Here is a 1,549-nt window from a genome sequence, read left to right as displayed (position 1 = left end):
TCTTTGTATCCTGTTTGGGTACACGCAACAGAAATATCATATCCATAGCATTTTAGCTTCGCCAAAACATCTTCTTTGGATGGAAAGTTCTTAGAGAATTGCTCTTGATAATGACTTTTTAATTCGTCATCATACCATGCTCCTATACCTGCCCTATAAAGCTCTTTCCATGGAAAAGCTGCTCCTGGATCACTTTTTCTTCCAATGGCAATGTCACTATGTCCCACAACATCAGTTGGCATAATATCGGGATACCGTTGCAGAATATTCAAGGCAAGTTCCTTAACTGCATCAATTTGTATTGGGTTATAAGGAGGAAATATATCCCTCTCATCATGATAAGTCGTACAATCAACTGCCTCTTCTGAAGACTCAGAATAATCAGTCGCTAAATTAACAATTTCAACCCCAATAGATACATCATTGAGCTGACTATGCCCAGCCCATGAACTCACACCCGCATGCCATGCACGCTCATTTTCATCAACCAGATTAAAAATACGCATATCCTTAAAGCCTGCCTCACGATATGTCTGCTCTGAAGGATCAGGAACAAGATAGTGTGCACTAACCTTTTCTCCTGTAAGTGCCATAATCGAGGCTTTAAAATCAAGAGCTGTATAATGCATGACGAGAAAACGAACGCGACGATTAAAACTCTTGACAGAACGATAACTATTGTAATCAATCTGATACATAAAAGCCCTTTCTTTTTTGCTTAAAAAGACCACTGCACATCACAACAGATAGGATACTAACTGTTAAAATCCGCTGAACTTCCTATCTAGATACTAAGAATTACGACTGAAATTTGTTCATCAAAAACATTGATACTCTTATCAACAATTAAGACACATTTTTATTTCTCCCACACACGCGTAAAATGTTTTTAACCACATTCACAAATACACCACATTAAATATTTTTCCCAAAAAAATTCCTATAAATGACCAATCAAAAAGAAAACAAAAGCGTAAAATGATCACTCCTCAAATCTTCACGTCTTACAAAAAAAATAGTTCTTCCTGTTATCAAATTGAAAAATATCGCTCCTCGGGAAGCAAACACCCAACGGTCATGCTTACACAAAAACTTAAAGAAAAAATTTTATGAGGCCTTTACAGCAATTTATTATCCGATAACTGAACAGAAAATATTCACACGCAACACTTCATTGGCATATTTTTCAATAAAATTTGCAAAGATTTTCTCTAAAAGACACTGCTTCTTATCTTTTCACAGCATTGCTTTCTGATTGACAAAAGAAGCTCCATTATTGACAATACTTCAACCACACAAGTCTCTGGGCTCCTTTTATATGCTGTTAATAAGAGACAATACATTGATTTATAATCATAATTAATCATTATAAATATTGAGTGTAGCGAGATATAGTAAAGTTCTTAATCTTGAATCAATCAAAGTCATTTAATTACACATCAAAAGAAAAAACAGCCTATAGACAAAAACCCCTGAAGAAAAAGATCAAAATACTTCTTATAATAGAATGTTCAATAATTTAGGCAATATTTTACATCCCCATAGAGGT

1 protein-coding gene is annotated in these 1,549 nt (G+C 34.6%); it reads right to left on the bottom strand.

Translation table 11 applies throughout. The features are described 5' to 3' along the window. Positions 1 to 698, bottom strand: a 698-nt coding sequence (locus tag ACFIO3_RS12840) for an N-acetylmuramoyl-L-alanine amidase (protein WP_375704589.1), incomplete at its 3' end; no start/stop codon positions are given. Positions 699 to 1,549: the final 851 nt, after the last annotated feature.

This window comes from Bartonella sp. AD328YNZD, from assembly GCF_042196425.1.
This window is presented reverse-complemented; position numbering and strand designations above follow the sequence as displayed.